The 6,777-nt window shown below is 57.8% G+C and carries 6 protein-coding genes; 3 read left to right on the plus strand and 3 right to left on the minus strand.

The features are described 5' to 3' along the window. Both VGK48_21825 and VGK48_21830 read left to right on the plus strand, forming a co-directional pair. The coding region (locus VGK48_21825; GenBank protein ID HEY2383823.1) for a hypothetical protein at positions 1 to 286 on the plus strand (286 nt) is incomplete at its 5' end. A 29-nt stretch (positions 287 to 315) separates the two neighbouring features. Then, positions 316 to 1,041 carry a cytochrome c biogenesis protein CcdA gene (locus tag VGK48_21830; protein ID HEY2383824.1) on the plus strand — a complete coding sequence of 242 codons (726 nt, stop codon included), beginning with the start codon at positions 316 to 318 and terminating at the stop codon, positions 1,039 to 1,041. Positions 1,042 to 1,303: 262 nt separating this feature from the next. Here VGK48_21830 and VGK48_21835 read toward each other — a convergent pair whose 3' ends face one another. From VGK48_21835 to VGK48_21845, 3 genes are all read right to left on the minus strand, one after another. Beyond that, the gene (locus tag VGK48_21835) at positions 1,304 to 2,947 is read right to left on the minus strand and encodes a PEP-utilizing enzyme (GenBank protein HEY2383825.1); all 1,644 of its coding nucleotides are present in this window, start codon (positions 2,945 to 2,947) and stop codon (positions 1,304 to 1,306) included. Between the two features lie 2 nt (positions 2,948 to 2,949). After that, positions 2,950 to 3,534 carry a helix-turn-helix domain-containing protein gene (locus VGK48_21840; protein HEY2383826.1) on the minus strand — a complete coding sequence of 195 codons (585 nt, stop codon included), beginning with the start codon at positions 3,532 to 3,534 and terminating at the stop codon, positions 2,950 to 2,952. 160 nt (positions 3,535 to 3,694) lie between these two features. Beyond that, entirely contained in the window at positions 3,695 to 5,071 is a 1,377-nt protein-coding gene (locus VGK48_21845; protein HEY2383827.1) for an aminomethyl transferase family protein, read from the minus strand. Between the two features lie 268 nt (positions 5,072 to 5,339). Between VGK48_21845 and VGK48_21850 the strand changes: the two genes are divergently transcribed. After that, a partial coding sequence (locus VGK48_21850) for a carboxypeptidase regulatory-like domain-containing protein (protein HEY2383828.1) occupies positions 5,340 to 6,777 on the plus strand: 1,438 nt, incomplete at its 3' end.

Consider the following 6,777-nt stretch of genomic DNA (forward strand, 5'->3'; position numbering starts at 1 on the left):
CGAAACCTCCTCGGCCGACTTCCGCTTTCCCGAAGGCGCCCTCGTTCTGGACAACAACATCTTCGATCAATATCTGATCATGATGTACCGCGTCCAGGCCGGTGAAAGTTCTTTTCCTGTTTTCGTTCCTCAGGACCGCAGTGTCGGGCGCGCCACGGTTCACATGACCGCTCCCCATACCTACGACCTGGAAGTCGGAGACGTCAAAATGGAAGCGACGGTCGACGACAACGGAACCCTGACAAAACTTTCCGTACCTGCCGCGAATGTCGTCGTGCAGCGGTAATTATAAAAATAGGTTAGACTGGCACTTTTATGGATGAAGTATCGGTATTCACGGCCTTCGTCGCCGGCTTGGTTTCTTTTCTGTCACCTTGCGTTCTGCCGCTGGTGCCGGGATATATTTCCATCATTTCCGGCTCTTCCCTCGAACAGCTGAAGGCTCAGGAGAAGGACGCATCGCTGTTCAGGACCGTCCTGATGAATTCCATCCTTTTTATCGTGGGGTTCTCGATCACCTTCATCCTCCTCGGCGCTTCGGCAACCTGGATCGGACAGGTCCTCGTGTCGCGGATGCGGCTGCTGGGACAGCTTGCCGGGCTGGTTCTGATCGTCTTCGGTATTCATCTCACCGGTCTGATCAAAATCAATGCTCTATATAAGGACAAGCGTTTCCATAACGTCCAGAAGCCGCGCGGCATGCTCGGAGCGCTGGTTCTCGGGCTGGCTTTTGCGTTTGGCTGGACGCCCTGTATCGGTCCGATCCTGGCGGGCATTCTGACGATTGCGAGCACGAAGCAGACGGTCACCGAAGGCATGTTTCTTCTGGCCGTTTATTCGGCGGGGCTCGGTATCCCGTTCCTTCTGACCAGCCTCGCGTTGAATCAATTCCTGGCCTTCTACGGCCGCTTCAAGAAGCACTTCCACACGGTGGAAGTCGTCAGCGGCGCGCTTGTCATTGCGGTGGGTGTGCTGATTCTGACTGGCAGTTTGTCCCGTTTGGCGACCTACTTCACATTTCTGAACCGTTTCGCGCTGTAAATCAGCGTTTTTAGCCGCAGGGTACTTTAGGCCCTTTAAATTGGCAATATGGTTACTTTCCCTCAGCTTCCTGATAGCAAACCTCGAATAAGCGATTCCCATTAAACACTGCCCATTGCCCCAATTCTTCACCTCGCCCCTGATCGATAGCGGCTAGGTGACAGAGAAATTGCCGGAAGCGGGTTATAGGGGGATTGGGGCAATGAGTAGTGTTTAATGGGAATCGGTTATTCGAGGTTTGTTATCAGGCAGAAGGTCGCGTCTAGCCGCGGATGGCTACCAACCCATTGTCCCCATCCACCAGAACGCGGGCGCCATCCGGAATGCGGGCGGTCACTTCGTTGATGCCCACCACTGCCGGGACGCTGAACTCGCGCGCGATGATGGCGGCATGCGAAAGAATTCCTCCGCGCGCGGTGACGAGAGCGCCGACCGCAGGCAGGATGACGTTGTAGGCCGGAGAAGTGGTTTGCGCGACAAGGACGTCCCCCACGGCGACCTTCGCGAGATCCGAGGGATCCCGCACAATCCTCGCGCGGCCTTCATAGGAGCCGGGACTGGCGGCGAGTCCTTGAAGCGTGAGATTCGATGCCGGTTGGATCGGATAGGTCTCCTGTCCTTCCATCTCGGCCAGGTAGAACATAATCGCAGAGCTGATCCGCGAGCACGCTTCGCCGAGAACCTCCGGGCCGGGCCGTAACGGCTTTTCGCCGAAGGTGGGAGGCGGTTCTTCGTCCGCCCATGCCCGCCATTGATCGGCGCGCGCGGAAATCTCTTCGGCGCAGGGAGCGGGGCCTCCCGACAGCAGCGCGTCCAACTCCGCCGGAGTGGTTTGAAACACGTCGGCCTGGGCTTTCAGAGCGCCGCGCGAAAACAGCCGGCCGGCGGCGGCAAGAACGGATCGCCTCATCAGGCCGAGCGGCCAGAGATACGTTGTCCGCACATCTTCATCGTGCAGGCCGTACGCCATCCTGGCCTCGGCGAGTCCGCTTTCGAATTCCGGGACTTCGCTCACGGGCAGGCGCCCGCGAAGTCTCGCTGCCGCGGCCTGAAAGACTTCGGCGTGAGGTTGTCTTGCTGCGGCGCGATCGAGACGCGATGTAATCAACGACAGCGTACAGCCCGGAAGCTCGCGCAGTGTGGCATCGACGATATCGAAACCGGTGATGATGCGGTCTCCGTATTCGTGCAGATACGCGTCGAGGTTCTTCCGGATTTCCGGCGACATCCGGCGGAGCTGTTCGAGCCGGATGTCGGGATGGATGGACTCATCGCAAACAAACTCTGCCGTTCCAGGAAGCGAGCGGATGTTTTCGGCGATTTCGTCGACCATGTGAAGGCAATCGGCCAGGCTCGGCCGGCAACTCTGAAGCACGGCGACGATGTCGGAGATCGAAGCCCCGGTAAGGTCGTGTGTGCGCCGGACCCAATCCCCGACCGGCACCATACTCGCCGGCTGTTGAATGAAGTGCTGGATCGTGCCTTCGGCCAGAAGGTTTCGCAGCGCGGCAAGGTTGTCCTGTAGATCGGTCAGGCTCATCCGCTGCGGATCGCGGCGTGCGAATGTGAGAAGGCGTCGGCGCAGGTTGTCCTTCACCTCCGGCCATTCCGCGCAGTCGCGGCGCCACAGTTTTTCCCGCCATACTTTTTCGGCGGTCTCCCGGCGTTCGGCCAGTTTCTCCGGCGTTTCGACGAATTGCGCCCGGAAGTACCGGCGGCCTCGCACGCGGGCGATATCGAAATATTCGACGGCGCAGCCGTAACGTTCAAAGGCGCGTTGAGTTCCCTGCAGGAACGCGGGGGTGACCAGTTCCCAGAGATGGCGCGACATCGGCACCGGATAGCGCGATTCGCGCCGCTCCCAGTATCCCGGTTCGATGCTGGCTTCCTGCCATTCCCTGGTCATTTTCAACTTCCCTGTTCGCCGCCGTTTTGCGCTCCGCGCGCGAGGACACGGATCGCCCACGCGACACGGTCCGCGGCGCCGTCGATATCCAGACCAAGATAGTCTTTGAAGGCGCGCACGCAACCGTACGACGTCAACACGAACACGATGTCCCGCAGCCATGCCTGTTCTTCGGCGTTGAGCTTTGCCGCCGCCGGACGCAGCGCCGCTTCGAAATATTTGGCGCGCTCATCGAGTTGCGGCCTTCGGATGTCGTATCCGATCCGGGTTCTCAGTGCCGCTGCGATTGTCGGTTCGATCGATTCTCTGCGGCGGAACAGCGTGGGAATCATTTCGGCCAGTTCCTCAGGCGAATTCGAGCGCGGGAACTCCGAGAAACTGAAGCCGCCTTTCGCATGCGCATAGTCGTCGAGCGCGGCGAAAAGATCGCGTTTGGTCGGGAAGTACCGGTATACCGAGGGGATCGAAACCTTCGCCTCTTTGGCAACGAGGGGAATGGACAGCTCGGCAATGCCGTCGCGCGCGAGAACCTGCACCAGCGCGTCGAGGATACGCTCGCGAGTTTGAATCGTGCGTTCGTCCCGCATCGGACTTCGGTAGATTCGGCGCTTAACTTTGGGGGTTGGCTTGGGGTTCATAGATGGCGCGTATTCTATTACAGCTTATTGCACCATTGCATCATTCGAGGTTTCTGCATTTCAAATTTAGAAATGCAAAAACCTCGAATGATGCAATGGTGCAATAAATCTAATTCTTTCTATATTCCTTCCGCGCCACTTCCACGTAAGGAACCGGGCTCACAGTCGCCCGGATTTCCGTCTGCACATGCCGTTCGACCGTCGGTTTCGGGCTGCCGCCGCCTTCTTCGCCCCAGACGAACGTTACTTCCGTGCCGGGTTCGGCGTACGCCGCGTCGAGAATCGCCAGCGTCAGCATTTTGCCTTCATTGGAGCTGTAGCCGCACCAGGTGGAGATGCCGATCGTCTTACCGTCGTGCGTGACTTTGTCGTAGGGCAGCATCGCGTAGACGGCGGATGGGAAATCGACGTACTTGGCTCGTCCCGCCTTCTGGAACATGGTGCCGATCAGCCGCGTGACATCCTCATCATTAAGCGCGAGCGTCACCTTCTTGCGGTGATTCCGGCCGGCGATCTTCTCGAGCGCTTCGCGGCCGATAAAGTCGTGGTCGAATTTCACGATGTGGCCATAGCCGAGATCCCAGGGTGTCAGGTAATAATCCTCGATATTGTCGGAGTAAAAGCTGCCGCCAACAGAAGCCCGCGCTTCGTAACCATCTGCCGGCAACCATTCACGATAGGCTTTCATCCTGTCGCCGGAGTAAACGGCCGGCATCGGCGAGGGAACCCATCCCGATTCCAGCGTATTCGACGAATAGGCGCGAGCGCCCACGCGCCGCAGCCCGAACTCCTGTCCCGCTTCGACAATTGTCGAAAGGACGGCATCGCCATCCTGCGCCGGTCCATAAAGTTCAAAGCCGGGCTGGCCTGCCATTCCATGCCGTAACCCGTGCACCTGCCGGCCGGCAATGGTGAAAAGACAGCCGTCGAAGAATTTTATTGGCGGCGCCGGTTTGCCGGTGATTTTCTCGATGACCTTGATGGCGTTGGGTCCCTGGAGTTGGTATCGGTATGTTTTACGGCCGATCGGATCGGGCCGCGCGGCCGATCGTTCGTCGCGTTCGAGGCGAACGCCGTAGCCGCCGGTCTGGGCGTGGTAGGTCACCCAGTTGTGGACCGAAGGCCGGCCGACGATATTAAAGAGGTTGTCCCCGAGTCTGAATAGAATCACGTCGCCGATGACGTAGCCGTCATAGTTGCAGACGACGAACTGCTTGCCCTGATGGAGGTTGAAGGTCTTAAAGCTGTTGATGCCGAGATCCGAGAGCAGCTGCAGCGCTTTTGGCCCCTCAATGTACATGTCCGTCATGTGATACGACTGGTTGAAAAGCACGCAGGTCTGCTGCCACGCCTGCTGCTCATCCCGCCAGTTGGTGTATTCCGGCGGTACGACGGGATAGACATTGGGCCCCGTCTGCGAATTCCGCAGCAGCTGAACCGGCCCCCCCACGCTCTTTAGCAGATTCTCTAAGCTTTTATGCGCCATGACAAAACCGCTCCCTTATATATATTGCTGCAACGCCGGTCTACGAAATGTGTGAATGAATTGAACACCACAATTTCAACATGGTGTGTGAGCGATTCATTCACATCCTTGTAGACCGAGCCCAATCGGATTCCTCTCCCGAGAACCGGGGATTATACCAGCCATTCTCGTAGCCATTCGCAAGATGACCTTTATATTCAATTAATGTGCTTCCAAACGGAGGCGGTGATAGAGTCCCGGCCATTGATCAGGTGGAGGAACCGACAGAATGAAAAAAATGTTGATTGCAGTCACGATGCTGCTGCTTCTCGCATCCACGTCAGCGTTTGCTCAAGTCACGGCAAGCTTGAGCGGAACAGTGGCGGACGCGAGTGGTGCGTTGATCCCCGGAGTCGAGGTCACCGCAAAGAACATAAAAACGGGAATCATGGCTACCAGTGTAACGAACGAAACCGGCAACTATGTAATTCTCGCCTTGCAGCCGGGTACCTACACATTAACGGCTGCGCTGGCCGGGTTCAAGACAGCGGCATACAACAGCCTGGAACTCGGTGAAGGACAGGCGGTCCGCGAGAACTTCAAGCTTGAGGTCGGCGCTGCCGCAGGCACAACGGTTGATGTCAGCGTTGCTGCGGACACGCTTATTGCAACCACATCCGCTTCCGTTGGAAACGTGATTTCTGAAAAAGATACACTCAATCTGCCCCTCGCCAGCCGTGATGTGCTCGACTTTATCGCAACAACGGCGGGCGTGGTGACGCAACTCAATGCCTTTGGCGCTCCGACGCCGCAATTCGGTGGACAGTCGATCGGTGCCGTGAACACGACACGCGACGGCATCACCACGAATGACGGCCGCTACAACTCGTCGAATGGAGCATATTCCGCGATCTTTACGAGCCCGGACATGATCGAGGAAATCCGGGTCACTCAGAACAATGTCGATCCGACGGTAGGACGAGGCTCGGCCCAGGTTCAGATGCGCACGCGATCTGGAACCAACGATTTCCACGGCGCTGGGTTTTATACCAACAACAATTCGGTGATGAACGCTCAAACGTACTTCCAGAACCTGCAGCACGCCGCCAAGAACTTTGCAAACCGCAATCAGTTCGGCGCCCGCCTCGGTGGTCCGATCATTAAGAACAAGGCGTTCTTCTTCATCTTGACGGACGATCAGCGCTATCTGGGCAAGTTAACTGTGAACACGGTGGTTCTGACCCCTACGGCACGGCAGGGCATTTTCCGCTACATCAATAATGGTGGTCGCAACGGCAACGCGGCTTCCACGACGCCCTCGGTCGATACGAACGGCAACCCTCTGAACCCTGCGGCTGTGAGCCAGTTCAATGTATTCAACGATATTAAGGACCCCCTCCGTACCGGCATCGATCCGACGTTCATCGGGTCGTATTATCTGCCGAGCACCCCTTTGCCCAACAACTACCAGGTCGGCGATGGCTTGAACACCGGAGGATTCCAGTGGCTCCAGCCTCAAAATGGTTCCGATGGCGCCACCGGGCAGAGCCCGAACACCAACCGGAATCACCTGACGTTGCGGTTCGATTACCAGTTGAACAACAAGAACAAGGTTTCGTTCACGATGACCCGGGAAAAGAACTGGGGCGTCACCGGACAGACCGGCCTGGCGGATGTTCCGGCCGGCGCTTTCGGCCAGATCTACCGGACGCCGTATTTCTATACGG

Source organism: Terriglobia bacterium (genome assembly GCA_036496425.1).
GTDB lineage: Bacteria > Acidobacteriota > Terriglobia > 20CM-2-55-15 > 20CM-2-55-15 > 20CM-2-55-15.

Coding starts and splice junctions, on each gene's coding strand:
- VGK48_21830 (HEY2383824.1), top strand. CDS start 316: ATGGATGAAGTATCGGTATTCACGGCCTTCGTCGCCGGCTTGGTTTCT.
- VGK48_21835 (HEY2383825.1), bottom strand. CDS start 2,947: ATGACCAGGGAATGGCAGGAAGCCAGCATCGAACCGGGATACTGGGAG.
- VGK48_21840 (HEY2383826.1), bottom strand. CDS start 3,534: ATGCGGGACGAACGCACGATTCAAACTCGCGAGCGTATCCTCGACGCG.
- VGK48_21845 (HEY2383827.1), bottom strand. CDS start 5,071: ATGGCGCATAAAAGCTTAGAGAATCTGCTAAAGAGCGTGGGGGGGCCG.